At 60.8% G+C, this 23,328-nt stretch carries 23 protein-coding genes; 22 read left to right on the top strand and 1 reads right to left on the bottom strand.

Annotated elements, in window-relative coordinates; all coding sequences use genetic code 11:
• Positions 1-52: 52 nt before the first annotated feature.
• From EN851_RS16090 to EN851_RS16040, 11 genes are read left to right on the top strand one after another with little or no spacing between them, the layout of a single operon-like run.
• Complete coding sequence (locus EN851_RS16090; RefSeq protein WP_095488561.1) at positions 53-466, top strand: CopG family transcriptional regulator; 414 nt, start codon at positions 53-55, stop codon at positions 464-466.
• Entirely contained in the window at positions 463-1,431 is a 969-nt protein-coding gene (gene trbB / locus EN851_RS16085) for a P-type conjugative transfer ATPase TrbB (RefSeq protein ID WP_024502850.1), read from the top strand. The genes EN851_RS16090 and trbB overlap by 4 nt, the downstream gene beginning before the upstream one ends.
• 12 nt (positions 1,432-1,443) lie before the next feature.
• The gene (locus tag EN851_RS16080) at positions 1,444-1,752 is read left to right on the top strand and encodes a TrbC/VirB2 family protein (RefSeq protein ID WP_126057781.1); all 309 of its coding nucleotides are present in this window, start codon (positions 1,444-1,446) and stop codon (positions 1,750-1,752) included.
• A complete protein-coding gene (locus EN851_RS16075) occupies positions 1,752-2,024 on the top strand; it encodes a VirB3 family type IV secretion system protein (protein ID WP_024502852.1) in 273 nt (90 codons plus the stop codon). The genes EN851_RS16080 and EN851_RS16075 overlap by 1 nt, the downstream gene beginning before the upstream one ends.
• Entirely contained in the window at positions 2,018-4,468 is a 2,451-nt protein-coding gene (gene trbE / locus EN851_RS16070; RefSeq protein ID WP_126057782.1) for a conjugal transfer protein TrbE, read from the top strand. Before EN851_RS16075 ends, trbE begins: the two co-directional genes overlap by 7 nt.
• A complete protein-coding gene (gene trbJ / locus EN851_RS16065) occupies positions 4,465-5,190 on the top strand; it encodes a P-type conjugative transfer protein TrbJ (RefSeq protein ID WP_024502854.1) in 726 nt (241 codons plus the stop codon). Before trbE ends, trbJ begins: the two co-directional genes overlap by 4 nt.
• 33 nt (positions 5,191-5,223) lie before the next feature.
• Complete coding sequence (gene trbL / locus EN851_RS16060; protein ID WP_126057783.1) at positions 5,224-6,546, top strand: P-type conjugative transfer protein TrbL; 1,323 nt, start codon at positions 5,224-5,226, stop codon at positions 6,544-6,546.
• Positions 6,547-7,278 (top strand): conjugal transfer protein TrbF, encoded by a 732-nt coding sequence (trbF, locus tag EN851_RS16055; RefSeq protein WP_126063930.1) that lies wholly within the window; start codon positions 6,547-6,549, stop codon positions 7,276-7,278.
• A 1-nt stretch (position 7,279) separates the two neighbouring features.
• Positions 7,280-8,305, top strand: coding sequence for a P-type conjugative transfer protein TrbG (gene trbG, locus EN851_RS16050; RefSeq protein ID WP_127232321.1), 1,026 nt, complete (start codon positions 7,280-7,282; stop codon positions 8,303-8,305).
• Complete coding sequence (locus EN851_RS16045; protein ID WP_126057785.1) at positions 8,302-9,516, top strand: TrbI/VirB10 family protein; 1,215 nt, start codon at positions 8,302-8,304, stop codon at positions 9,514-9,516. The genes trbG and EN851_RS16045 overlap by 4 nt, the downstream gene beginning before the upstream one ends.
• A 12-nt stretch (positions 9,517-9,528) precedes the next feature.
• Positions 9,529-9,771 (top strand): DUF2274 domain-containing protein, encoded by a 243-nt coding sequence (locus tag EN851_RS16040; RefSeq protein ID WP_126057786.1) that lies wholly within the window; start codon positions 9,529-9,531, stop codon positions 9,769-9,771.
• Positions 9,772-10,006: 235 nt separating this feature from the next.
• Here EN851_RS16040 and hemN read toward each other — a convergent pair whose 3' ends face one another.
• Positions 10,007-11,356, bottom strand: coding sequence for an oxygen-independent coproporphyrinogen III oxidase (hemN, locus tag EN851_RS16035; protein WP_126059321.1), 1,350 nt, complete (start codon positions 11,354-11,356; stop codon positions 10,007-10,009).
• Between the two features lie 152 nt (positions 11,357-11,508).
• On the opposite strand from hemN, the gene EN851_RS16030 reads away from it, so the two are divergent.
• The 11 genes from EN851_RS16030 to ubiM all read left to right on the top strand — a co-directional run bounded on the left by EN851_RS16030 (position 11,509) and on the right by ubiM (position 23,196).
• Positions 11,509-12,252, top strand: a complete 744-nt coding sequence (locus EN851_RS16030) for a Crp/Fnr family transcriptional regulator (RefSeq protein WP_126057787.1) — start codon at positions 11,509-11,511, stop codon at positions 12,250-12,252.
• A 496-nt stretch (positions 12,253-12,748) separates the two neighbouring features.
• On the top strand, positions 12,749-14,368 hold the full coding sequence (ccoN, locus tag EN851_RS16025) for a cytochrome-c oxidase, cbb3-type subunit I (RefSeq protein WP_126057788.1): 1,620 nt from the start codon (positions 12,749-12,751) through the stop codon (positions 14,366-14,368).
• Complete coding sequence (gene ccoO, locus EN851_RS16020) at positions 14,368-15,099, top strand: cytochrome-c oxidase, cbb3-type subunit II (RefSeq protein WP_126057789.1); 732 nt, start codon at positions 14,368-14,370, stop codon at positions 15,097-15,099. The genes ccoN and ccoO overlap by 1 nt, the downstream gene beginning before the upstream one ends.
• Before the next feature lie 11 nt (positions 15,100-15,110).
• Positions 15,111-15,260, top strand: a complete 150-nt coding sequence (locus EN851_RS16015; protein ID WP_024502864.1) for a cbb3-type cytochrome c oxidase subunit 3 — start codon at positions 15,111-15,113, stop codon at positions 15,258-15,260.
• 2 nt (positions 15,261-15,262) lie between these two features.
• The gene (gene ccoP / locus EN851_RS16010) at positions 15,263-16,126 is read left to right on the top strand and encodes a cytochrome-c oxidase, cbb3-type subunit III (RefSeq protein WP_126057790.1); all 864 of its coding nucleotides are present in this window, start codon (positions 15,263-15,265) and stop codon (positions 16,124-16,126) included.
• A 166-nt stretch (positions 16,127-16,292) separates the two neighbouring features.
• Positions 16,293-17,852 carry a cytochrome c oxidase accessory protein CcoG gene (gene ccoG / locus EN851_RS16005; protein ID WP_126057791.1) on the top strand — a complete coding sequence of 520 codons (1,560 nt, stop codon included), beginning with the start codon at positions 16,293-16,295 and terminating at the stop codon, positions 17,850-17,852.
• Positions 17,849-18,346, top strand: coding sequence for a FixH family protein (locus EN851_RS16000; RefSeq protein ID WP_126057792.1), 498 nt, complete (start codon positions 17,849-17,851; stop codon positions 18,344-18,346). Before ccoG ends, EN851_RS16000 begins: the two co-directional genes overlap by 4 nt.
• Positions 18,343-20,616, top strand: coding sequence for a cation-translocating P-type ATPase (locus EN851_RS15995; RefSeq protein ID WP_126059322.1), 2,274 nt, complete (start codon positions 18,343-18,345; stop codon positions 20,614-20,616). The genes EN851_RS16000 and EN851_RS15995 overlap by 4 nt, the downstream gene beginning before the upstream one ends.
• 5 nt (positions 20,617-20,621) lie before the next feature.
• Complete coding sequence (gene ccoS / locus EN851_RS15990) at positions 20,622-20,777, top strand: cbb3-type cytochrome oxidase assembly protein CcoS (protein WP_081714250.1); 156 nt, start codon at positions 20,622-20,624, stop codon at positions 20,775-20,777.
• Between the two features lie 681 nt (positions 20,778-21,458).
• Entirely contained in the window at positions 21,459-21,734 is a 276-nt protein-coding gene (locus tag EN851_RS15985; protein WP_126063931.1) for a hypothetical protein, read from the top strand.
• Positions 21,735-22,014: 280 nt separating this feature from the next.
• Complete coding sequence (gene ubiM, locus EN851_RS15980; protein ID WP_185928959.1) at positions 22,015-23,196, top strand: 5-demethoxyubiquinol-8 5-hydroxylase UbiM; 1,182 nt, start codon at positions 22,015-22,017, stop codon at positions 23,194-23,196.
• The last annotated feature ends 132 nt before the right edge of the window (positions 23,197-23,328 follow it).

Here is a 23,328-nt window from a genome sequence, read left to right as displayed (position 1 = left end):
GCCGATGCTTCTCCCGTCGCCGGCGCAACGCCGGGCCGTCGGAACGAGCCGCATGAAGCCGCACCGCATTCGCCATCAGTTTCTGCTTGAGCCGGAGCTCAGCGAGAAACTGGACAACCTCAGTCGCGATCCGTCAACGACCAAATCAGCGATCGTGGCGAAGGCGATCGAGGCGTTCATCGAGCGGCGTGGCGAGAGCGAGTTCGATCGGCGCTACGGCGTAAGGCTTGACCGGCTCTCCCGCGATCTTGCCCACGTCAGGCGCGATTCCGAGGTGATCCTGGAGAGCCTGGCGCTCTTCATCCGCTTTTCGATCACCCTTCACGCCCACACGCCGGTCCCGGATCGGGCAACGCAGGCTATTGCCCAAGAGCGTTTCGAGAAATTCGTTGAGAAGGTCGGCCGCCAGATCGCTTCCGGCAAAAAGTCGCTTAGCAAAGACAATGGTGGGGGAGGGGAAGGATGAGCTCTCATCCCGAGGCCGACCACCGGCGGCGTGTCATGCTGCGCACCGCCATGGGTCCGGCAATCACCGAAGCCCTGGCCGATCCGTCCGTCATCGAGGTGATGGTCAATCCCGACGGCGCGCTGCGACTCGACCGGTTAGGCGAAGGTCGGGTCGATACCGACGTTCACATGCACCCGTCCGAGGCAGAACGTATCATCCGCCTGGTTGCTTCGCACGTGCGCGCCGAGGCGCACGCCGACAACCCGATCGTCAGTGCCGAATTGCCGTCTGGCGAACGCTTCGAAGGCCTGCTGCCACCTGTGGTGTTGGCGCCATGTTTTGCCATCCGCAAGCCCGCCGCGAAAGTCTACACCCTGGCCGACTATGTTGCCGAACGCATCATGCTGCCGCTGCAGGCCGATGCGCTGAAAAAGGCCGTCCGCGAGCGGCGCAACATGCTGATCGCCGGCGGCACTTCCTCGGGGAAGACAACACTCGCCAACGCTCTGCTGGCTGAAGTCGCCGAATGCGACGATCGGGTGATCCTGATCGAGGACACACGCGAACTGCAGTGCGCGGCCAGGGACTGCGTTGCCCTGAGAACAAGGCGGGGCTCGGTCACCCTTGCCGATCTCGTGCGCTCGACGCTGAGGCTCAGGCCGGACCGCATCATCGTGGGCGAGGTGAGGGGCGCGGAAGCGCTCGACATGCTGAAGGCATGGAACACCGGGCACCCAGGCGGCATCGCTACCGTACACGCCAATTCCGCGCGCTCGGCTCTCTATCGCATTGAGCAACTCGCCCAGGAAGCGGTGGTCACCGTTCCCCGCCGGCTCATCGCTGAGGCGATAGATCTGATCGTCTTCATAGCGGGACGCGGCTCGTCGCGCCACATCGACGCAATCGCCGAGGTCACCGGTCTCGACGGCAGCGGCGATTACGCCGTTGCCCCGCTCACGCTTTCGCAACTCCAGCAGCTTTGAAAGGCCTTCCTCATGCGCAAGAAGCTTCGCTTTCTTTCGTCCACAGCGCTCGCGTTTCTTAACACGGCCCCGGTTTATGCCGCCGGCTCCGGCATGCCGTGGGAGCAGCCGCTGCAGCAGATCCTGGAGTCCGTGCAGGGACCGGTCGCCAAGATCGTTGCGGTGATCATCATTATCACCACCGGCCTGACGCTTGCCTTCGGCGACACCGCCGGTGGTTTTCGGCGCCTGATTCAGATCGTCTTCGGTCTGTCAATCGCCTTCGCGGCATCGAGCTTCTTCCTCTCCTTCTTCTCCTTCGGTGGTGGGGCGCTCGTCTGATGGCCGCCGGGGAGCAGCATATCGAGGGCTTCGCAGTACCGGTCCACCGGGCGCTGACCGAGCCGATCCTGCTCGGCGGGGCTCCGCGCGCGGTGGCGATCCTCAACGGTACAGTGGCCGCGGCCATTGGCTTCGGCTTGCAGCAATGGATTGCTGGTCTGGTGCTTTGGATCGCAGGCCACTCGTTAGCGGTGTTTGCCGCAAGACGCGATCCGGACTTCGCCAGCGTGCTTGTGCGCCACCTACGTCTGAAGGGGTGGCTTGCATGCTGAACCTTTCGGAATATCGAAGCAAAGCCGACCGGCTTGCCGACCATCTACCCTGGGCTGCCTTGGTGGCGCCCGGCATCGTGCTCAACAAGGACGGCAGCTTTCAGCGGACGTTGCGGTTCCGCGGCCCGGATCTCGAAAGTGCGACGGAGGCTGAACTCGTCGGCATTTGCGCCCGGGCGAACAATGCTCTCAGACGCCTTGGCTCTGGCTGGGCATTGTTCTTTGAGGCCGAGCGCACAGAAGCGCTGGGCTATCCGAACTCGCATTTTCCTGACGCCGCGTCGTGGCTGGTCGACGAAGAACGCCGCGCTGCTTTCGAGGGGAAGGTAGCGCACTACGAGAGCCGCTATCATCTGACCTTGGTGTTTATGCCACCGCCGGACGCCCAGGCGCGCGCAGAAAGCGCGCTCGTCGACTCTCATTATTCCCGAGGAGAAAGAGACTGGCGCCAGGATCTGGCGAGGTTCCGTGACGAGACCAACCGCGTGCTCGATCTCTTCTCGGGTTTCATGTCCGAAGTACGCGTCCTCGATGATGCTCAGACGTTGACCTACCTCCACGGCACGATTTCGCCTCGTCGCCATCCTATCATGGCCCCGGAAACGCCGATATATCTGGATGCAATCCTGGTCGATGCGCCGCTTACCGGTGGCCTGGAGCCGATGCTGGGTGAGCAGCATCTTCGCACACTGACCATCCTCGGCTTTCCGAACCTCACCCGGCCCGGAATCCTCGATACCCTCAATCATCAGGATTTCGCCTATCGCTGGATGACGCGCTTCATTCCGCTCGAGAAAACGGAAGCCACGAAGACGCTGACGCGATTGCGCCGGCAGTGGTTTGCCAAGCGCAAATCGATCGTGGCAATCCTACGCGAGGTCATTACCAACGAGCCGGTCCCGCTTGTCGATAACGATGCCGACAACAAGGCGCTCGATGCCGACGAAGCCCTTCAGGCATTGGGCGGTGATCATGTGAGTTTCGGCTATCTCACCACCACCGTGACGGTGTGGGGCGAGGATCGCCAAGCCGCTGCAGAGAAGCTTCGCGCGGTCGAGCGCATCATCAATGGGCTCGGCTTCACCACGATCCGAGAAGGCGTCAATGCGGTCGAGGCTTGGCTCGGCTCATTGCCTGGCCATGTCTACGCTAACGTTCGCCAACCGCTCGTTCATACATTGAACCTTGCCCATCTCATGCCGCTGTCGTCGGTTTGGGCCGGTCCTGCGACAAACGAGCATCTCGCGAAAGTCACCCAAACCGAAGCGCCACCGCTTTTCGTTGCCGAGACCAGTGGGTCGACACCGTTTCGGCTTTCCACCCACGTCGAAGATGTCGGCCACATGCTGGTTGTTGGTCCGACCGGCGCCGGCAAGTCGGTTCTGCTTGCTCTGATTGCTCTGCAGTTCAGGCGCTATGCCGGCGCCCAGGTTTATGTCTTCGACAAAGGCAATTCGGCCCGTGCTGCAACACTTGCCATGGGTGGAGAACACCACGCGCTAGGAGCGGACGGTTCCCTTGCCTTTCAGCCACTGCGCAGCATCAACGACCAGGCTAGCCGAAGCTGGGCGGCCGAATGGATCGCCAGCCTTGTTGCCCACGAGAACGTCACCGTCACGCCGGAGGTGAAGGAGGCTATTTGGTCAGCGCTGGCCAGCCTTGCCACCGCGCCGGCGCAGGAACGCACACTGACCGGTCTTTCGGTCCTGCTTCAATCCAATGCGCTGAAGACCGCATTGATGCCCTACACGCTCGACGGTCCCTTCGGCCGCCTGCTCGATGCCGATCATGATGGGCTGGCCTTGTCGGATGTGCAGTGTTTCGAGACCGAGGAGTTAATGCACAGCCAAGGCGCTTTGCTGCCGGTGCTTACCTATCTGTTCCAGCGACTTGAGGAACGGTTCGACGGACGGCCCACGCTGATCATGCTCGACGAGGCGTGGGTCTATCTCGACAATCCGCTGTTCGCCGCCCGCATCCGCGAATGGCTGAAGGTGCTGCGAAAGAAGAACGTGTCGGTTGTCTTCGCTACGCAGTCGCTGGCTGATATCGCGGGCTCTGGCATAGCGCCGGCAATCATCGAAAGCTGCCCGCAGCGCATTTTCCTTCCCAATGATCGTGCCGTGGAACCCCAGGCGCGCACAGCCTACGAGCGCTTCGGTTTAAGCGAGCGGCAGATCGAATTGATCGCCCGCGCCACGCCGAAGCGTCAGTATTATCTGCAATCGCGCCGCGGCAACCGTCTGTTCGAGCTCGAGCTTGGCCCCATCGCTCTTGCGCTTTGCGGTGCTTCCGATCCGGCCACGCAGACTCTGATCGACAGGATCATGTCCGAAGACGGGCAAGGCAGCTTTGCCTCGCAGTTCCTGATCGCGCGCGGCCTCGATTGGGCCGGCGAACTTCTCAAGCAATTCCCTCAACCAGACAAGGAGCAATTCTCATGATGCGGCGACGCCTTCTCTCCGGCCTGATCACCGTTTCCCTGATCGCCAAGCCTATGGCCGACTATGTGCAGCCCGCGTACGCCCTTATCGTGTTCGATCCGTCCAATTATGCGCAGAACGTGCTGACGGCCGCGCGCGCATTGGAGCAGATCAACAACCAAATCCAGTCGCTGCAGAATCAGGCGACCATGCTGCAGAACATGGCGCGCAATCTTCAGCGTCTGGATTTCTCTTCCGTTGGCCAACTCACCGGTTCGCTCCATCGCATCGACGGCTTGATGGACCAGGCGAGTGGCCTCAGCTTTGATCTGGGCAAGCTTCAAGACCAGTGGCGCAGCCAATATCCGGAAAGCTACGACGCCACGATCAAAGTCAGCGATGTGGCGAGTGCTGCGCGGGAGCGTTGGCAAACCGCCATGCAGGCGTTCCGCCAGACCATGGGTGTCCAGTCGCAAATCGTCGAGAACGTCCGCGCCGACGGCGATCTGCTCGCCGATCTCGTCAACCGCAGCCAAGGGGCGGCCGGTGCGCTTCAGGCAAGCCAGGCCACCAACCAGCTGATGGCGCTTTCGACAAAACAGCAGATGCAGATCCAGACGCTGCTCGCAACGCAGTTTCGAGCTGAGGCCGAGGATGCCGCCCGCAAGGCCCAGTCAGACGAAGCCGCCCGCGAGATGACGAAGCGGTTCTTGGGTACCGGCTCGGCTTATCCCGGCAATTAATCACGAGTTCATCACGACGAGAAAGGCAGCGGCATGAACGACCTTGGCGTCATCGATCGCTTCATGGAGACCTTCATCCGCTACATCGACAGCGGGTTCGGTCTGCTATCGGGCGACCTCGCCTTCCTCACTACCATTCTGATCGGCATTGACATCACACTTGCCGGCCTGGCGTGGGCGCTCGGCGACGAAACCAGCGTTCTCGGCCGGCTTGTCCGCAAGGTGCTCTATGTTGGCGTCTTCGCCTTCATTCTGAACAATTTCAAGAACCTCGCCGATATCGTTTATCGTTCTTTTGCCGGTCTCGGGATTAAGGCGTCGGCCGGCAATCTGTCGGCAGACAATCTCTTGCGCCCGGGCCGCATTGCCGCGACCGGTTTCGAAGGTGCTTGGCCAATGCTTGACCAAGCCAGTCAGCTCCTGGGCTTCCCGGAAATCTTCGGCAACGCACTGACCATCTTCGTGCTGCTGATGGCCTGGTTCCTGGTTATCATCGCCTTCTTCATCCTTTCCATCCAGCTTTTCATCACCATCCTAGAGTTCAAGCTCACCACGCTGGCAGGTTTTGTTTTGGTTCCATTCGCACTTTGGAACCGTTCAGCGTTCCTGGCCGAACGCGTGCTCGGCCATGTTATCTCGTCAGGCATCAAGGTGATGGTGCTCGCCGTCATTGTCGGTATCGGCTCCACGCTCTTCGGGGAGTTCGCTTCCGCATTGCAAGGCAAGGAGCCGGATCTTGCCGGTGCCATGTCCCAGGTACTGGGCGCACTGGCACTGCTTGGCCTTGGCATTTTTGGGCCGGGGATCGCGTCGGGTCTTGTCTCAGGCGCACCGCAGCTTGGGGCGGGCGCCGCCCTCGGCACGACCGCGGCGGCAGCGGGTGTATCACTCGTTGCTGGAGGCACAGCATTTGCTGGCGCGCGTATGGCAACCAGCGGCGGTCTCGCCGCCATCCGAGCCGGCACAACAATGGGATCGGCTGCTTCCACGTCATGGCAGATCGGGCGCGCAACCTCGCCCGACGCTGGCCTCTCCGGTGTGGCTGCTGGAATGCATGGTGTAACCAGTGCAGCTGGCGGCGCCGCTATACGCATAGCGCGATCCGCCACTGCAAGTGTTGGGCGCAACGCCGATGCCGGGCGCGATGCCGCGTGGACCGCGACCGGCGGCGCGCCGACAGCGTCAATGACCGAACGCTCTGCCGGTTCGGCCACTGTTTCGGCGCCGACGTGGGCAAGGCGCCTACGTTCTGAACAGACCGCCCGGGCAAATCGCCACGCTGCCATGCAAGCTGTCCGAGACGGAGACCGGCCGGGAGGCAGCGCCAACCCCTCTCTCAACGACAAGGATGACTAGATGCTCTTCAAGCGACCCGTGCACCGTTACGGCAAAACACCCGAACCGGTCACGCCGTATCAAAAAGCCGCCCAACTGTGGGACGAGCGCATCGGCTCATCTCGACTGCAGGCCAGGAACTGGCGGATCATGGCCCTTGGCTGCCTGGCCTTGGCGACCGGGCTTTCCGGCGGACTCGTATGGCAGTCGATGCAAAGCCGTGTCGTGCCTTATGTCGTCGAGGTCGATGGCTTCGGCGAGACGCGCGCCGTCGCGCCGGCGGTCCGGAATTATGAGCCCTCGGATGCTCAGATCGCCTGGCATCTCGGCCGCTTCATCCAGAATGTCCGTTCCGTTTCCACCGATCCGGTTTTGGTTCGGCAGAACTGGTTGGCAGCGTACGACTTTGCTAGCGATCGCGCAGCGCTCTTCCTCAACGAATACGCCAAGGCGAACGACCCCTTCGGTCAGATCGGAACGCGCAGTGTTTCGGTACAGGTCACCAGCGTGGTCAGAGCCTCCGAAAGTTCATTCCAGGTCAAATGGACCGAGCAGGTGTTTGAGCGCGGAAGCCTTGCCAGCACGATGCGCTGGACTGCGATCCTCACGATCGTGATCCGCTCGCCAAGCAATACGGATCAGCTGCGCAAGAATCCGCTCGGCGTCTTCATCAATGCCATTGACTGGTCACGCGAGCTCGACAGCGCCGTCCCAGCCCCCCTTTCTCCGACGGAGTCCACCAATGAAAGGTAAAATGTCACCGATTCGTGCCGTGCTGATCCTATCGGTGTCGGCAGCGGTCGTTTCCGCTTGTGCATCGAAGAAGGTGCCGCCGCCTGAGATTTCCTATGACGCTGCCGACTTCAAACCGGCCGCGATCGAAAAAGCGCCGGAGAGGCCGATTAGAATTGTCGAGGTGCCAAAACCACTGCCGCTGCCTGGCCAAATGCAGCCCGAGCCCGGCAAGGCCGAGGACAAGCGCCCTCCTGAAGAACGCGTCGCTGATGCCAACAAAGCCGCGACCCAGCAACCCACCAAGTACGGGTATGTTAATGCAGTGCAAGTCTACCCCTTCACCGATGGCGCGCTTTATCAACTCTATGCCGCGCCGGAGCGCGTGACCGACATCGCTCTGCAGCCGGGCGAGAAACTAACCGCCGTGTCGGCTGGCGACACCGTGCGCTGGGTCATTGGCGATACCGCAAGCGGCACCGGTGACAATCAGCGCACCCATGTTCTGGTAAAACCCTTCGCGCCGGGTCTTGCCACCAATGTCGTCATTACGACGGACCGGCGGACCTATCATTTGCAGCTTCAAAGCACCGAGAAGACCGCAATGGCGGCAATCTCCTGGACCTACAGCCAAGACCAGATCATCGCGCTTCGCCAGCGCAATGCTCAAGCCGAGGCAGTTACACCGGTCGCGTCGAACATCGCGCTCGAAAACCTTCGCTTTCGCTACTCAATCAGTGGCGACACACCGCCCTGGAGACCGACGCGAGCCTTCGACGACGGCAGCAAGGTCTATATTGAGTTCCCTCGTCGCATAGATCAGGGCGAGGCGCCACCACTCTTCATCGTCGGCGCAGATGGGAGCAGCGAGCTCGTCAACTATCGCGTGCGCGGCAACTATTACATCGTCGATCGGCTCTTCGCCGCGGCCGAACTTCGCCTCGGCACCAAGCGGCAGCAGGTGATCCGCATCAGCAGGATTGACGGCAGGCAACCGCAACGGCGGATCTCGCTCTTTCGCGGCAGCCGGCGAGGTGAGGGCTCATGATCGAAAATTCCCGCTCTGGCATCCCGCCGAAACTGGATCCCGAGGAACTGCAGCTTCGGGCCTCTCCCCGCCGCGTGGTGCGGTTCAGGCGCGGTGTGATCATCGCTATCGCAGCGCTCGGATCCGGCGCTGTCTTCGGCGTTACCATGATCGCCCTCCAGGGGCCGGCCCTTCGCATCAGGGATCAGGCGGAAGATCTCTACAACACTGAGCGCAAACCAACCGCCGAGGGACTCGATACGCTTCCCCATGACTATTCCGGCATGAAGCCAAAGCCTCCCGTCCTTGGGCTACCTTTGCCGGGCGACCTCGGCCGCCCCATCCTCGAGCGGCAGCGCCAGCTCGGCATCGTGCCGGGCCAAGACATCTCGGCCGAGGAGCAGCGTCTAGCGCAGCAGGCGATCGAAGCGCGTGAATCGCGGGTGCTTTTCCGCGTCGAAAATCGAGCTCAACAGACAGATGTCGGAGAGAGCGTGCAAACTGCTCAGCATCCATTTGAGGCGCTTCCCCAATCCGAAGCAGGACGCGCGTCAGCCTCGGTGGCGGCGGCGGAAGGCGACCAGAACAATCAGCAGCGAAAGCTTGATTTTCTCAGCCAGCGGAGCACTGGCGGGATCTACAATCCGCATGCGCTTCAGACGCCGATCTCGCCATATCAACTGATGGCTGGCAGCGTGATTGCCGCCAGCCTGATCACCGGCATCAATTCCGATTTGCCGGGCCTTGTCGTCGCGCAAGTCACCGAAAATGTGCACGACACGGTCACGGGCAACATATTGCTGATTCCGCAGGGCTCACGTCTTATCGGCGTCTACGACAGCGTCGTCGCGTTCGGGCAAAAGCGAGCGCTGCTGGTCTGGCAGCGCATTCTGCTGCCCGACGGCTCGTCGGCCGAAATCGACAATCTGCCCGCGAGCGACACCGCCGGCTACGCAGGGCTGGAAGACAAAGTCGATTTCCACACTTGGCAGATGATCAAGGGAGTGGCGCTTGCCACATTGCTCGGTGTCGGCACAGAATTCAGCCTCGGCGAAAACGAGAGCGATCTGGTCAAGGCGATCCGGGAATCAGCCCAGCAGAACGCCAGTCGAGCCGGCCAGCGCATCACCGAAAAAAACCTCAATATCCAGCCCACCATCGTCGTCCGCCCAGGTTGGCCACTGCGCGTCATCGTGCACAAGGACATCGTGCTGCGGCCATACGCCAGTTGAGCAGGAGTTATCATGGCTGACCTGAAACTTGGAAAACTTCCGGACCGAACAGCTTCGAAGATCACCATTACCGTCAGCGCGGAGCTGAGCCAAACACTCAAGGAGTATGCTGCACTTTACCGTCAGACCTATGGTCAGTCTGAAACCGTGGCAGAACTCATCCCTTTCATGCTGGCGGCGTTTCTGGAAGGCGACCGAGCCTTTGCCAGGGCCAGAAAAGAACGTCTGCCGACGGAGCTTGCCGGAAAATCGTGACTCCTCCGCTAGGGCAGCTGGAACATTGCCTAGCTGTCGCGACCTACCTGCTCCTCGCGAAGCATAGGATCAAACCCCTTGGAATGTAGGTATGCGCAAGAGAGGATGTGGAAGGAGATACCGCGCAACAGCCTAAGTTTGCATTTTCGATTTGATGCGGTAGTCGCCTATGAGCGGTCAAAACGAACGCAGCTGGTTCGCCGATCGACCAAACGGCGAGCGCACTGTGCTTTGCTCAGACCGCCACCGAGTGCCTCGCCGTTCCCCCTTTGAAATATGTATCGAACTTGGCCGCGATGGTTCGAATGAAGGGGCGACTTTCAGTCCGTACGAGGAAACTGTCACCATCGAATTCAAGCGCTCGGGCAGGATCGTGGAGTGCGATGGACCTCGAGCGATGAAGGAGCTGCTCGCCGGCTTTGCCGAACCGCTCCACCAGATCGACTGCCGAGAAGGCAAAATCACACATCAGCCGCTCGATGATCCAGCCACGGACGCGATCGTCGTCGGAAAGGGCAACGCCGCGGACGGCAGCCAACCCGCCATCCGCAACCATGCGCCCGTACCCGGCAGTCGAAGCCATGTTTTGCACGTAGCCTTGGCGAAAACGACCGATGGACGAAGGGCCAAGTCCGATCAGTGTCGGGCAGCGATCCTCAGTGTAGCCCTGAAAATTGCGATGCAAAACCCCTGCGCGGGCCGCTATGGCCAGCGCATCGTCGGGCTTCGCGAAATGATCGAGTCCTATTGCCTCATATCCCTTGGCGACAATTGCCCGCGCCGCGAGTTGAGATTGGGCGAAACGCTCAGTGGGACTCGGCAGCCATGCCTCGTCGATCATCGTCTGATGCTTCTTGAACCAGGGCACATGTGCGTAGCCGAACAGGGCCATCCGGTCTGGCTCCAAGGTCAGTGCCTGCGCCACCGTGGAACAGATCGTCTCGCGTGTCTGATTCGGGAGCCCGTAGAGCAGGTCCAGATTGACCGATTCGACGCCCCGCGAACGAACCCCGTCGACGACTGCCTTGGTCTGCAAAAAACTCTGCTCACGATTAATTGCTTTTTGCACTTGCGGATCGAAATCCTGCACGCCGAGGCTCGCCCGGGTTACGCCGATTTGAGCAAGTGCATCAAGGCGCGCCTTGTCCATGTCGTTGGTTTCGATTTCGATGCTGACCGTAGCATCCGGGAGAAAGTCGAAGCTGTCCCGCAAGGCCGCTCCAAGAGCAACCATATCATCGGGCCTCAGAATAGTTGGCGAACCGCCACCGAAGTGGATTGCACGGACATGTGCCTTGCCGCTCAGCAGACCGGCAATCGTGACGATTTCGGCATTCAGCGAGCGCAGATAAGCGGCCACCGGCTCATATTGGTGCGTCTGCTTGGTGTGGCAGGCGCAGAACCAGCAGAGCTTGTCGCAGTAAGGAATGTGCAGGTACAGCGAGATTTCGTCGCCGCTTTCCAGCGTCTCCAACCAGCCACGGTAAATGGCAGCATCGATCCCCGAATGGAAATGCGGCGCCGTCGGATAGCTGGTGTAGCGTGGGACGTTCTCGCTGAGTTTGACAGCTATTTCCGATTGCATCTCGCGTTCACCGTGTTGCCCGCCGGAACACTGCACGCATCGCTGAAGCAGACCCTGATCTCGATCAGCCGCGCTCATGGACAAACCGCCGCAGGATTTCTCTACCCTGGATGGGTATCCTGCCGGCAGTTAGGATCGGGTAAGGCGAACGCATGACCTTTCGGCAAGACATTCATAGTTCCGGCATTCCTGTTCTTTGCTTCCCTTGCGAGGCACGGCGTCGCGGTGTCTGCGGTGCGCTCGATCCAGACAATTTGGTTGGGCTCGCCAAGACTTGCTCGCGTCGCCGGATCGAGTCAGGAATGGAGTTGACCGGCGAGGCACAGAACGTCGACAGCTACTCCAACGTGCTTTCAGGCGTTGTAAAGCTATCAAAGAGCCTGTCGGATGGGCGCCAGCAGATCGTCGGTCTCCAGTTTGCACCGGATTTTCTGGGACGTCCTTTCAAGGTGGAAAGCTCGATCAATGCGGAAGCGGCAACAGCAGTCACGCTGTGTTCGTTTCCGCGAGCGGCCGTCGAACGGATGATGAAGGCGTCACGGGAATTCGAGCATCGCCTGCTCAAACAGACGCTGAATGAACTCGATGAGGCGCGCGAGTGGATGGTGACGCTGGGGCGCAAGACAGCTCCGGAAAAGGTAGCGACTTTTCTCCTCATGATGGCCCGGAATATCGATTCCAGTCTCGATGCGGCTTCCGGGTCGGCGTCCTTCGATCTGCCGCTGACGCGTGTCGAAATGTCTGATTTCCTTGGAATCACCAACGAGACCGTGAGCCGCCAACTGACGCGATTGCGGGCTGACGGGGTGATTCGGATTGAGAACGCACGCCATGTGACGGTGGACAGCATAAGCCGTCTGGAGAAGCGCTGTGGCGGCGGACGCGAGCGGCCCTAAGCGGCGAGGCCATGTCGCATGACTCCGGGGCGGGCCGTGTTTGCCTTTTAATGCGATGTTGCCGCGCCTTCGACGAAGCGGCGTCACGGTCGAGACAAACAGCTTTCGGGCTTTGATAGGAACGTGACCAATCGCCAGGTGTGTTTCGGCACATACCGGCGAAGCATGGTCCTTAATCTGCCACGGCTCGGCGGAACGATCGCGTTCGTTTCCAATGGGATCCGAACAACGTTTGGCAGGGCATCGGCAATAGCATCCAACGCGCGCAGGGCCTCAGCTTTCGCCTCAGCGATCGCGTCTGCGCCCGCCCAACCCAGGGAACGCCTTCCATGAGGGGGGTGAGCCCGCGCTGCGTTCCTCGTTCATTCGCCACCTGCTGATTGCGCCGCCGACACAAAATCTTGCGGCCTGACATAGATCAGGGCGAGGGGGCGGCGGCTGCGCGATTAGTGCGCTGCGGATTTGGCATCCACCAGATTCGAGATCGGGATCTGCAATGAAATTCGGCACAGAGATCGTCCTTCTAAGCGTGTTCGCTTTTGCGGCCCTGGTGGCCGCCGGCTTCGGCGTGGATGAACCTTTCCGCCGACACATGTGGGTGTTGTTCTTCGCAGTGGCTGGTTTCACTGCGATCCTGTTGCGCAACACGGAGTTCAAGCCAGCAGCTCCGATTGACCCATCCGCTTACATGGATGGTCCGATCCGCTACGGCGCGATCGCCACCGTGTTCTGGGGTGTCGTCGGCATGCTGGTCGGCGTGGTGATCGCGCTGCAGCTCGCCTACCCCGATCTCAACATCCAGCCCTGGTTCAATTTCGGTCGTTTGCGGCCGTTGCACACATCCGGTGTCGTCTTCGCCTTCGGCGGCAACGCGCTGCTTTGCACGTCTCTGTATGTCGTGCAGCGCACCTGCCGCGCCCGCCTCTTCGGCCGTGATCTGGCCTGGTTCGTCTTCTGGGGCTACCAGCTGTTCATCGTCATGGCCGCGACCGGCTACCTGCTCGGCATCACCGAGGGCCGCGAGTACGCCGAACCCGAATGGTATGTGGATGTCTGGCTGACCATCGTCTGGGTCGCCTACCTCATTCTGTTCCTTGGCACGATCCTGAAGCGCAAGGAACCGCATATCTACGTGGCCAACTGGTTCTACCTGTCGTTCATCGTCACCATCGCGATGCTGCATGTGGTCAACAACCTGTCCATACCAGTCTCGTTCCTGGGCTCCAAGAGCTACTCCGCCTTTTCAGGGGTCCAGGACGCCTTGACGCAATGGTGGTACGGCCACAACGCGGTCGGCTTCTTTCTCACCGCCGGCTTCCTCGGCATGATGTATTATTTCGTGCCCAAGCAGGCGAACCGGCCAGTCTATTCGTACCGGCTGTCGATCGTCCATTTCTGGGCGATCATCTTTCTCTACATCTGGGCCGGGCCGCATCACCTGCACTACACCGCCTTGCCCGATTGGGCGCAGACGCTCGGCATGGTGTTCTCGATCATGCTGTGGATGCCGTCCTGGGGCGGCATGATCAACGGCCTGATGACGCTGTCCGGCGCCTGGGACAAGCTGCGCACCGATCCGATCATACGCATGATGGTGATGGCCGTCGCCTTCTATGGCATGTCGACCTTCGAAGGCCCCATCATGGCGATCCGGGCGGTCAATTCGCTGTCGCATTATACCGACTGGACGATCGGCCACGTCCATTCGGGCGCGCTCGGCTGGGTTGGCATGATCTCGTTCGGCGCAATCTACTACATGGTGCCGAAGCTCTGGAACCGGCAACGGCTCTACTCGTTGCGGCTGGTCACCTGGCATTTCTGGCTGGCGACACTTGGTATCGTTGTCTACGCCGCGGTGATGTGGGTATCCGGCGTCATGCAGGGCCTGATGTGGCGCGAATACGACGAGCAGGGCTTCCTGGTCTACTCCTTCGCCGAGACCGTCGCCGCCATGCACCCCTACTATGTCATGCGCGCCATCGGTGGGGCCATGTACCTCTCCGGCGCGCTGATCATGGCCTGGAACATCACCAGGACCATCCTCGGCCACCAGCGCGAGGAGGAGCCGATGCCGAGCCCCGTCGCCATCCGACCTGCGCGATCAGGAGCCAGGTAATGGGCTTGATGGACAAACACGCAATCATCGAGAAGAACGCCACGCTTCTTCTCGTTGGCTCGCTGCTCGTGGTGACGGTCGGCGGCATCGTCGAGATCGCGCCTCTCTTCTATCTCGACAATACGATCGAGAAGGTGGAAGGCATGCGCCCCTATTCGCCGCTCGAACTTGTCGGGCGCAACATCTATATGCGCGAGGGCTGCTACCTCTGTCATAGCCAGATGATCAGGCCGTTCCGCGACGAAGTTGAGCGCTATGGCCACTACAGCCTAGCTGCCGAGTCCATGTACGATCACCCCTTCCAGTGGGGATCGAAGCGCACCGGGCCGGATCTCGCCAGAGTTGGCGACCGCTACTCGAATGCATGGCATGTCGCGCATCTTACCGACCCGCGCTCGGTGGTGCCGGAATCGATCATGCCGAGCTATGGGTTCCTGAAAGACACGCCGATCGACGTGAAGGATTTCTCAACGCATCTGGTCGCCAACAGGCTTGTAGCCGTCCCTTACACCGATGACATGATCGTCCACGCCAATGCGGATCTGGCGGCGCAGGCCGATCCCAATGCCGACACATCAGGCCTTGAGGCGCGTTACCCAAAAGCCAAGATCGGCGACTTCGACGGCAACCCGCAACAGGTCACCGAAATGGATGCCCTGCTCGCCTACCTGCAGATGCTTGGCACACTGGTCGACTTCAAAAATTACGACGAAGCCGCCGGCTACCGCTGAGGAGAACGCTGATGACCTACAATTTGATGCGGGCGTTTGCCGACAGCTGGGGCCTGGTTGCGATGGCGCTGTTCTTCGTGGGGTGCATCGCCTTTGCCCTACGCCCCGGCAGCCGAAGGCTGGCCGACGAAGCGGCCCGCATTCCGCTCGAGGACGAGTGATCATGAGCGACGAGCATATCGATGAAATCTCTGGCGTCTCGACCACCGGCCACGAATGGGATGGCATCCGGGAGCTGAACAACCCGCTTCCCAGATGGTGGGTTATCACCTTTTACGTCACCATTGTCTGGGCGATAGGCTACACCATCGCCTATCCAGCATGGCCTCTGTTGCACTCGGCGACGAAGGGTGTGCTCGGCTATTCCAGCCGCAACGAGGTCAGGAACGAGCTGACTGCGGCTGAGGCCGCCAAGGGCAAATATATCTCGGCGGTGGAGTCCAAGAGCGTCTCGGAGATCTCCGCGGACGACGGCCTGCGCGAATTCGCAATCGCCGCCGGTGGCGCCGCTTTCAAGGTCAATTGCGTACAATGTCACGGCTCCGGCGCCCAAGGTTCCAAGGGCTTTCCCAATCTCAACGACGACGACTGGCTATGGGGCGGCAAGGCCGAGCAGATCCAGCAGACGATTACGCACGGCATCCGCTTCGCATCCGATCCGGACACGCGCCTGTCGGAAATGCCGGCCTTCGGCGACATCATTACCGCCGACCAGATCGCACAAGTCAGCGCCTACGTGGCCAGCCTTTCCGGCAAGGTCCGCGATGCAAGTCTGATCCAACCCGGCGCCAAGGTCTTTGCCGAGAACTGCGTCGCCTGTCACGGCGACAATGCAAAAGGCAACAGGGAATTCGGCGCCCCCGACCTGACCGATGCGATCTGGCTCTATGGATCCGGTGAGACAGCCATCGCCGCACAGGTCCGTGCGCCAAAACAGGGCGTCATGCCGGCCTGGGTTGGCCGTCTCGGCGAGATCAAGGTCAAGGAACTTGCAGTTTATGTCCATTCGCTTGGCGGCGGAGAATAGGAATGGAAGTCCTATTCTTCGGTCCCCCCTGCCAAGCGGACGAGGCCCGGCGTGAGCCGGGCCTCGACACCATCCCTAATGCGATCTGCACAACCCGGCAAGGCTATCCTACCGCGAGGCTTTACGACAGGTGCCCCTGACATTGGCTGGGAAAGTGGAGTTGCACATGCGTGATAAGACGCAGTTGACACGGCTCGAAACAGAAACTGTCAATTCCGCCAAAACCCGCAAGCCGCTTTATGCCGCGCGTCAAAAGATCTTTCCGAAGCGCGCCTCGGGCAACTTTCGTCGCTTCAAATGGCTGGTGATGACGATCACACTTGGCATCTACTACCTGGCTGCGTGGCTGCCTTGGGCTCGCGGTCCATTTGCCCCGGACCAGGCAGTCCTGCTCGATCTCGCGAACCGGCGCTTCTACTTCTTCTTCATCGAGATATGGCCCCAGGAATTCTTCTATGTGGCCGGCCTCCTGGTCATGGCGGGCGTCGGTCTTTTCCTGATCACCTCGACTGTCGGCCGTGCCTGGTGCGGCTATGCATGCCCTCAGACGGTGTGGGTCGATCTGTTCCTCGTCGTCGAACGTGCGATCGAGGGGGACCGCAACGCCCGCATGAAACTTGACGCAGGTCCCTGGACCGCGCGCAAGCTCATGCTGCGTGTGTCCAAGCACACCATCTGGCTGGTCATAGGGGCGGCGACTGGCGGCGCCTGGATCTTCTACTTTGCCGATGCACCGACGCTGCTCGGCGAGCTCTTCACCGGCACTGCGGCGCCCGTCGCCTACATCACTGTCGCCGTCCTGACGGCTACCACCTACACGTTCGGCGGTCTGATGCGCGAACAGGTCTGCACCTATATGTGCCCGTGGCCCCGCATCCAGGCGGCCATGCTCGATGAAAATTCCCTCACTGTCACCTACAATGACTGGCGCGGCGAACCGCGTTCGCGCCACGCCAAGAAGGTGCTGGCCGCAGGCCAGCCCGTGGGCGACTGCGTCGACTGCAATGCCTGTGTCGCGGTCTGCCCGATGGGGATAGACATTCGCGACGGCCAGCAGCTCGAATGCATCACTTGCGCGCTCTGCATCGACGCCTGTGACGGCGTCATGGACAAGCTCGGCAAGGAGCGTGGGCTGATCGCCTATGCGACGCTCTCCGACTACAACGCCAACATGATGCTGGCGACTGCAGGCGGGTCCAGCTCAGTCAATCCATCGCTGATCAGGACCGCTGATGGCCTGTTCTCCGACAAGGTGGCGCATTTTCACATCCGCAAGATCTTTCGGCCGCGCACCTACGTCTACATGGGCTTGTGGTCGCTGATCGGCCTCGGCCTGCTCTATTCGCTGCTGACGCGCGATCGGCTCGAACTGAACGTATTGCATGATCGCAATCCCCAGTTCGTCACGCTGACCGACGGATCCATCCGCAATGGCTATACCGTCAAGCTGCTCAACATGATCCCCGAGCCGAGGACGATCGTCGTAACCATGCAGGGCCTTGAAGGCGCTGACATGGTCGTCGTCGGCGACGACATCCCCGCAGGCCGTTCCTTCGCCATTCCGGTCGAACCCGACCGCCTGAAAATGCTGAGGGTCTTCGTTCGCCAGCCGGCGGACCAGATCCGCGCTCCGGCACAGACCTTCAAGTTCCGCGTCGAGGACAGAGCCAGCTTTGAGTCGAACGAGTACACCGCCACCTTCAACGCGCCGGAGCCCCTCAGATGACTGCCAATGTACAAAAGCCTCGTGAATTCACCGGCAGGCACATGCTGGTCATCATCCTGGCCTTTTTCGGCGTGGTCATCGCAGTCAATCTGACCATGGCAACGCTCGCCAGCACAAGCTGGACTGGCCTCGTCGTCGAAAACACCTATGTGGCGAGCCAGCAATTCAACAAGAAGGCCGAGGAAGGACGGGCGCAGGCAGCACTTGGCTGGACCGGCAAGCTGACCATCGCATGGGGCGAAGTTCGCTATGGCCTCGCCGACGTCGCCGGCAAGCCGGTTCCCTTGCACGGCGTCAAGGTGCTGTTTCGCCATCCCGCGTACGAGAAGGAGGACAAGTCGGTCACCCTCGCACCCGCCTCGGGCCAGGAATTCGCAGCCCAGCACATGCCGAAGGACGGCGTCTGGATTGTCGAAGTCGACGCCGACGCCGGTCTGGACAAACCGTATCGCGACGTCCGCCGGATCATGATTTCCAATGGAGCGCTGCAATGAGTTGTTGTGCACCGGGCGCCGAAATGGCGCTTGATCTGGTCAACACCGGATCGGTCCTGCCGTCCAGCCAGGAGATCAGGCTGGCGAGCCGATCGCTTGGCGATGATCTTCACCAGACCGATCTTTCAGTACCGACGGTTCATTGCGCAGGCTGCATCCAGACGATCGAGACGGCGCTGGGAAAGCTCGATCGCGTCGAGAGCGCCCGCGTCAACCTGTCGACGAAACGGGTCTCTGTCCGGTGGCGTGGTGACGAGGTCCCACCGTTCGTCGTCGCGCTTGGGCGGCTAGGCTACCAGGCGCATCTCTTCCCTTCCGAGGTCGGCGACAAGGACAGGACGTTATCGGATTTGATCCGCGCGGTCGCGGTTGCCGGCTTTGCGGCGGGCAACATCATGCTGCTTTCGGTCTCGGTCTGGTCCGGCGCCGAAGGTGCTACCCGCGACCTGTTTCACTGGGTCTCGGCGCTGATCGCCATTCCTGCCCTCGCCTTCGCCGGCGGCATCTTCTTCCGTTCGGCCTGGAATGCTTTGCGCCATGGCCGCATGAATATGGACGTGCCGATCGCGGTCGGTGTTTCGCTCGCCTACGCCATGAGCCTCTACGAGACGATCAACCATGGCGATCACGCCTATTTTGACGCGTCGGTATCGCTGCTGTTCTTCCTGTTGATCGGCCGCACGTTGGATCACGTGATGCGCGAACGTGCCCGGACCGCTGTGAAAGGCCTGTCCCAGTTGGCCGCACATGGCGCCATGGTGCTGCGCAGCGACGGCGCGCGCGACTATTTGCCGGTCGGCGAGATCGAACCAGGCATGCGGTTGTTGATCGCAGCCGGTGAGAGGATCCCCGTCGACGGCAAGATCATCCAGGGAACGTCGGATCTCGACTGCTCGCTGGCCTCAGGCGAAAGCACGCCGAAAAACGTGGCGCCGGGCGAAGCAGTTCAGGCCGGCGTGCTCAATCTTACCGGCCCGCTGACGATTGAGGCGACAGCCGCCGCGAAGGATTCGTTTCTGGCGGAAATGGTTCGTCTTATGGAAGCCGCAGAGGGCGGCCGCGCGCATTATCGCCGGATCGCCGATCGCGTTTCAGCGCTCTATGCCCCGGTGGTTCATCTCACAGCCTTCGCGACGTTCCTTGGCTGGATGGCGGTGACCGGCGACTGGCACCGGGCGATAACCATCGCCATTGCCGTTCTGATCATCACCTGCCCGTGCGCGCTCGGCCTCGCCGTACCGATCGTTCAGGTGGTCGCCGCGCGGCGCCTGTTTGAGAACGGCATCATGGTAAAGGACGGTTCTGCCATGGAGCGCCTGGCGACGATTGATACAGCGGTGTTCGACAAGACCGGAACGCTCACGCTCGGCCAGCCCCGGCTGGTCAATGCATCGTCGATCGATCCGGCCATGCTGGCAGTCGCGGGAGACATGGCTACGCATTCCCGCCATCCTTTTTCAAAGGCCATAGCCGGTTTTGCCCATCCCGGCGGGCAGTACAAATTTGATGCCGTCACCGAGCATCCAGGGTTTGGAATCGAAGCCACTGGAGCCGGAAGCACCTGGCGGCTAGGCCGACGCGGATGGGCTGGATGGAGAGCCCGGACCGGTGGTGAAGGCAAACATGGCGGAACCGTGCTGACAAAAGACGGGTTCATTGTCGCGACCTTCGATTTTGAGGACGCGCTGCGCGCAGACGCCAAGGCGGCGATCGGGCAATTGAGCCATGCCGGGGTGTCAGTGGAAATGCTGTCGGGCGATACTGCGGGTGCCTGCGGTGAAGTCGCAGAAATGCTGGGTGTCAAGGACTTCGTTCCGTGCCTGCTGCCATCCGGCAAGGTCGAGCGCATCGAGACCCTGGCGAAAGACGGACACAAGGTTCTGATGGTTGGCGACGGCCTCAACGACACGCCGGCGCTCAGCGCGGCGCATGTCTCGATCGCTCCAGCTACCGCCGCCGACATTGGCCGCAATGCCGCCGACTTCGTATTCCTGCGCGAAAGCCTTCTGGCAGTGCCTCTCGCGCTGGACGTCTCGCGCAAGGCGGGACACCTGATCCGCCAGAACATCGCGATTGCGATCGTCTACAATGCGGTGGCAGTACCAATCGCCATCCTCGGGCACGCCACGCCTTTGTTAGCGGCGATTGCCATGTCTGCCTCATCGGTGCTTGTTATTGGAAACGCATTGCGCTTGCACGGCTTCGGGGCGAATGCGACGCTGCAAGTTATTCAAAAAGTCGGACGCTCCGCAGTCAGCTATTCGGCATAATCCTCGTGACGACGTTGCTCTATCTCATACCAGTGGCCCTTTTTCTGGGTGCACTGGGTGTGTCCGGCTTCGTCTGGGCATTGCGAAGCGGTCAATACGAAGATCTCGACGGAGCCGCCGAGCGGATACTAATTGATCGGGACGACAAACCGGAACGCTGATTTCAATCCGCTGTGCATAAGATGCGCGGATCGCGCTCGTCAGTCGAGCCGGCTCGGTCGGGAACAAGCTGTCCATGCTCCATGCTCCATGCTCCATGACCATCTTGACCTAAGCTGCACACTACATTTGTGAAAAGCCTCTGTCGTGCGAAGGACTGCCTCCCATTGCACCCAGTATGAGGCGGCTGATGCCACGAGAGTACCTCGCGTGGCCGGACGAGAGCTTGGCCATGTGCGCACGGGTTCCAAAGTGGAACGTCACGGTCGATCACCTGACCGTGAACCGCCAGTGCCGATTGGTCATGTCTGGCTGATCCAGATCAGGGTCATACTCATCGGTGTGTTCTATTGACCAGTCTTCGACGGAGAAATGCATGACTTACGGAAAGATTGGTCGTCATTATCAGCACCTTCACGGTTCTGGGTTTTCTGTCGTGTGGTCGGCCATGCCTTGTGCTTACGGCGCAGCCATTAGCTGACCGGCGTCGTGTGTATCTCGCTTGCTGGCTGACCATCCGCGTGGCTGCGCGGACACGGGGGCCGATCAACAGCTTTCGCCTTTGATGGGTTGTGTGCGTCGAAAGTGGCCTTCTTTGGGCTGACTTCGTAGAAATGTTCCAGGGCTCGCATCCAGCGCCGAAGATCCTCGTGATGTCAACGTGCTGCGGAGCATCATCGGGGTTGGGACGTGCGTTTTCGAGATCGATCAACCGTCCGAAGTTGATCATTGGTTCGAGTGACGCGCGCTATTTCGACGACTATGTCGCCGCGTGGGCTTTGCTCTATCGGCGACTGAATTGCAAGGACATCGACATCGAAGCCATGCAGCAGGTTCTTGATGAGATATGCGCGGTCGTGGATAAAAGTTTCCGCTACCTTGGCTGGGATGACGAGAGAGAGCGCTACGTTCGATACCCTCGCAAGAGAGCCCGCTTCGACGTCGTGGAGCGTGAGTAGTATGCGCAAGGGTTCCAGGTGGAATGTGGCGATCGATGCGGCGCGGCCGTGGCTGACCAGCGTCGCGAGTGTCTCGCTTGCTGGCGGCGATCTGCGCGGCTGCGCGGCCAAAGGGCGGGATCGGTTAGCCGCATCCACCTCTGAGCGCTTTGAGTGCTTCGTTGCCGATCGATGCGAATCTCCCGGCCCAGCGCCTTTAGGCAATGCGGCGGCCACGGAGCTCATGTCACTCGGCTCAGTTCCACCGTTACACGAGGATAGGCGACCGGATGGCGGCACGCTGATGGGCTCTGACGATAATTTTGACATCGTTGTCGTTGGAGCCGGCCCGGTCGGCCTTTCGTTCGCTGCGTCGCTTGCCCAAAGCGAACTCAAGGTGGCAGTTGTTGAACAGAACACATTCGATAGTCTGGCGAATCCGGCTTTCGATGGTCGCGAAATCGCGCTGACCAACGCTTCGATCAGAACCCTTCGCGAGCTCGGCGCCTGGGATGTCATCCCGGCTTCGGACAAATCAGCACTTCAAGGCGCGCGCGTGCTCAACGGCTCGAGCGCATTCGCTCTTCGTTTCGATCCTCCCAGCAACTCTGGAGAACCGCTGGGGGTTTTGGTTCCAAATTGCCGGATCCGCGAGGCGCTGTTCAAAATCGTCCGCTTGCAGGATCGCGCCCGGCTGTTGTGCGGCCACTCGGTCGTCGATGCAACAAACAGCCAAGAAGGAGCAGTCGTAACGCTCTCTAATGGCGCGCGTTTAACTGCTCGGCTGGTTGTTGCCGCGGATTCGCGTTTGTCCGCCACGCGTGATCTGCTAGGCATCGGCGCCGATATCAACCGGCTTGGCCACTCGATGCTGATTTGCCGAGTGAGGCACGAGCGCGCCCACCACCAGATCGCCATCGAATGGTTCGATCACCATCAGACGATAGCGATGTTGCCCCTCGCGGAGGGCATGTCGTCGCTGCTGCTCACATTGCGCTCAAACGAGGCCTATAGACTGCTTGCCTTCGATGATGATTTGTTCCTGTCGGAGTTGACGAAACGGTGTCGAGGGCGCCTTGGAAAAATGACCTTGGCAAGCAAGCGCCACACCTATCCGCTGGTCACGACCTGGGCGCACAAATTCCGGGCGCCGAGCGCCGCACTCATCGGCGACGCTGCCATCGGCATGCACCCGGTGACCGCTCACGGATTCAACATCGGTCTCAGCAGCCAGAAGCAACTCGCCCGTGGAATCATGACTGCGTGCCGCGACGGCCGCAATGTTGGCGACCCCGACATGCTGCATATATACGAAAGGCGGCTGCGCCTGTCGGCGGCGCCGCTCTACCATGCAACGAACATATTGATTGGACTCTACTCCAGAGACCACCTGGCGGCACGGCTTGCAAGGCATCTGGGGCTTCGCTTTGCCCAACATGTTCCCCTTGTCCGGCATGGGATATCGGCGGAGCTCCAGCGGTGATACTGCACCAGCAGTCGCATTTTTGCGCGTGCTGGGCGAGCGATGGGAGAGAGTGCATGATGCACCGGAGTAATCCTGCTCCCCGACGCTGATCTCCGATTGAAGAATTAACCCGTCCTTCAGGGGGGCTGC

The organism is Mesorhizobium sp. M8A.F.Ca.ET.208.01.1.1 (assembly GCF_004791315.1).
Lineage (GTDB): Bacteria > Pseudomonadota > Alphaproteobacteria > Rhizobiales > Rhizobiaceae > Mesorhizobium.
This window is presented reverse-complemented; position numbering and strand designations above follow the sequence as displayed.